This is a genomic window from Luteibacter sp. P4_E6 (assembly GCF_056401535.1).
In genome coordinates this window covers 1-2,439 of the sequence record NZ_JBFUJE010000553.1, presented here as the reverse complement: position 1 = coordinate 2,439, position 2,439 = coordinate 1, and the positions used below count along the sequence as shown (strand labels likewise).

Genomic DNA, 2,439 nt, shown 5'->3' with positions numbered 1-2,439 from the left:
GCCATGATGGTTCTCTCTTTTCCTTTCGCCCTCAGGGGATTGGGCCTGCCACCTCAGGTGGCGGCGCCCCTGCCGGAATTCCACCCTCGGCTTGCGGCCGGGCGGCTCTGGAGGCTACAATTAGCGAGTTTTGCTGTCCGGCGAAGCCACACAAACGTGGCCACGGCGGCGATACGAAGCGCGATTGTAACCGTATGGGGCCCCCGTGGCCCCTACCTAGCCGTCGCTTTTAACGCCACACACGCATCGGCACCGCCTTCGGGGTGCCTGGCCCGACAGGGCCGGGTCGAAGCCGGGGATGCGTGGAGGTCCCAACCCCCCTAGAACCGCTCGAAGCGGTTCGCCCAGGAGTAATTCCATGGCACAAGTCACCATGCGCGAGATGCTGGAAGCCGGCGTCCATTTCGGCCACCAGACCCGTTACTGGAACCCCAAGATGGCTCCGTACATCTTCGGCGCCCGCGGCAAGATCCACATCATCAACCTCGAGAAGACGCTTCCGCTCTTCACCGACGCGATGCATTTCCTCTCGGGCCTGGCCCAGAAGGGCGGCACCGTCCTCTTCGTCGGCACCAAGCGCTCCGCCCGTGAGTCGCTGGCCGAAGAAGCTGCACGCGCTGGCCAGCCGTTCGTCACCGCCCGTTGGCTCGGTGGCATGCTGACCAACTTCCGCACGGTCAAGCAGTCGGTTGCCCGCCTGAAGGAACTCGAAGCCGCCGAAACCGACGGTTCGTTCGAGAAGCTGGTCAAGCACGAAGTGCTGGCCCGTCGCCGTGAGCGCGACAAGCTGCAGAACTCGCTGGGCGGCATCAAGGACATGAATCGTCTGCCGGACGCCCTGTTCATCATCGACATCGGTCACGAAGACATCGCCGTCCAGGAAGCCCGCAAGCTCGGCATCCCGGTCGTCGCCGTCGTCGATACCAACTACGATCCGGCCCTCGTCGACTACGCCATCCCGGGTAACGACGACGCCATCCGCGCGATTCAGCTGTACGCCCGCGCCGCTGCCGACTCGATCCTCGAAGGCAAGGCCGCTTCGCCGAACGCCGCTCGTGGCGACGCCAACGAGTTCGTCGAACTCGACGAAGAAGGCAACCCGGTCGCGAAGGACAACGCCCCGCGTGGCGATCGTCGTGGCGCCCCGGACAAGAAGGGTGCTCCGCGTCGCGAAGGCGGCCGTGACGGTGGTCGTGGCCGCGCGTAAGCGCCCCACCCTGTCGAGCTCTTCCGTTTCATCTGGCGCCGCGGCACCTCCGCCGCGGCGCTTATCAAAATATTGAGGAATTACCATGGCTGAGATCACCGCAAGCCTCGTCAAGGAACTGCGCGAGCGTTCCAGCGTCGGCATGATGGAGTGCAAGAAGGCACTCGTCGAAAACAACGGCGACATCGAAGCGGCGATGGAATGGCTGCGCAAGAATGGCCTGGCCAAGGCTGACAAGAAGGCCGACCGCGTCGCTGCCGAAGGCCTCATCGCCGTCGCGCAGAAGTCCGGCAAGGCCGTCCTGGTCGAAGTCAACAGCGAAACCGACTTCTCCTCGCGCAACGAACAGTTCATCCAGTTCACCAAGGACGTCGCTAACGTCGCCCTTGAGTCCGGTGTGGCCGACATCGCCGCACTGAACGCCGCCAAGCTGGGCGACGGTACGGTCGAAGAAGGCGCCAAGACGCTCACCCTGACCATCGGCGAGAAGTTCGAAGTCCGCCGCATGGCCAAGGTCGAGAACGACGGCCCGATCGGCGCCTACTCGCACAGCGGCCGCATCGGCGTGCTCGTCGCACTCAAGGGCGGCTCGGACGAGCTGGCCAAGGGCATCGCCATGCACGTCGCCGCGATGAACCCCAAGTTCATCAAGGTCGAAGACGTTCCGGCCGACTACGTCGAGAAGGAAAAGGACATCGCGCTGAGCCAGATGTCGGAGAAGGAAAAGGCCAAGCCGGCCGACATCCTCGACAAGATCGTCACCGGCAAGATCAACAAGATCCTCGCCGAAGCGACCCTGGTCGGCCAGCCGTACGTGCTGGACGGTGACATCACCGTCGCCGAAGCCCTCAAGAAGGCTGGCGCCGAGATCGTCACGGTGCAGCGCCTGGCTGTCGGCGAAGGCATCGAGAAGGTCGTCGACGACTTCGCCGCCGAAGTCATGAAGCAGGCTGGCCTGGCGTAAGCCTTTCCTCCTGGCAGCACCCGAAAGAGCCGCGAGCGATCGCGGCTCTTTTTTTGGCTCATCGTGGATCACCAAGGCCCGGGCGCTCGGCTTTCGGGCCGGGTCTCGCACCTCGCAGACGGCTCGCCTTCGGCTTCGCGGGGCTCGGCTCCGCCATCGCTCTCTACACTTGGGCGTCTCGCGGGGAGACCTTGGTGCCCACYCTCGCTGCTCAGACACGTCCTCCGCGTTCGACAAGGAAAGGCCGCTCACGCGGCCCACGTATCTA

2 protein-coding genes are annotated in these 2,439 nt (G+C 64.4%); both read left to right on the top strand.

Annotation, left to right across the window (positions count from 1 at the left end; all coding sequences use genetic code 11):
- Window positions 1-358: 358 nt before the first annotated feature.
- Window positions 359-1,207 carry a 30S ribosomal protein S2 gene (rpsB, locus tag AC1DT2_RS20670; RefSeq protein ID WP_107914363.1) on the top strand — a complete coding sequence of 283 codons (849 nt, stop codon included), beginning with the start codon at window positions 359-361 and terminating at the stop codon, window positions 1,205-1,207.
- A gap of 85 nt (window positions 1,208-1,292) precedes the next feature.
- A complete protein-coding gene (tsf, locus tag AC1DT2_RS20665) occupies window positions 1,293-2,171 on the top strand; it encodes a translation elongation factor Ts (protein WP_213948694.1) in 879 nt (292 codons plus the stop codon).
- The last annotated feature ends 268 nt before the right edge of the window (window positions 2,172-2,439 follow it).

Coding starts and splice junctions, on each gene's coding strand:
- rpsB (WP_107914363.1), top strand. CDS start 359: ATGGCACAAGTCACCATGCGCGAGATGCTGGAAGCCGGCGTCCATTTC.
- tsf (WP_213948694.1), top strand. CDS start 1,293: ATGGCTGAGATCACCGCAAGCCTCGTCAAGGAACTGCGCGAGCGTTCC.